The following is a 281-nucleotide window of genomic DNA, read 5'->3' as shown; positions in this document are numbered from 1 at the left end:
CATCACTGGCATGCGACTGCAGCAGATGGGTCAGGCGTTCGTGGTTGTGTGCGGCATCACTGGACCAGGCCACCTGCAGCAGCGCATCGAACACCGCGCTGCGGCGTTCTTCAGCCACGTGCACATCGGCCAAGCCGGCGTAGATGGCATCGCCTGGATTGAGCAGTGCGCCGGTCAGGGCCAGGAACAGGCCGCCCTTGCCCGGCACGCGCGGCAGGAGCCAGCTGCCACCGACATCGGGGAACAGGCCAACAGTGATTTCCGGGAAGGCCAGCTTGGAG

Annotated in this window: 1 protein-coding gene; it reads right to left on the bottom strand. The window is 65.8% G+C overall.

The window, feature by feature from the left end:
- On the bottom strand, positions 1-281 hold a 281-nt coding region (locus tag AC6UDB_RS07015), incomplete at both ends, for an enoyl-CoA hydratase/isomerase family protein (protein ID WP_500709546.1).

It is taken from the genome of Fructilactobacillus sp. X3R2C1 (genome assembly GCF_059901235.1).
Note: the sequence above shows the minus strand (reverse complement) of the source record. Positions and strands in the feature narration are given on the sequence as shown.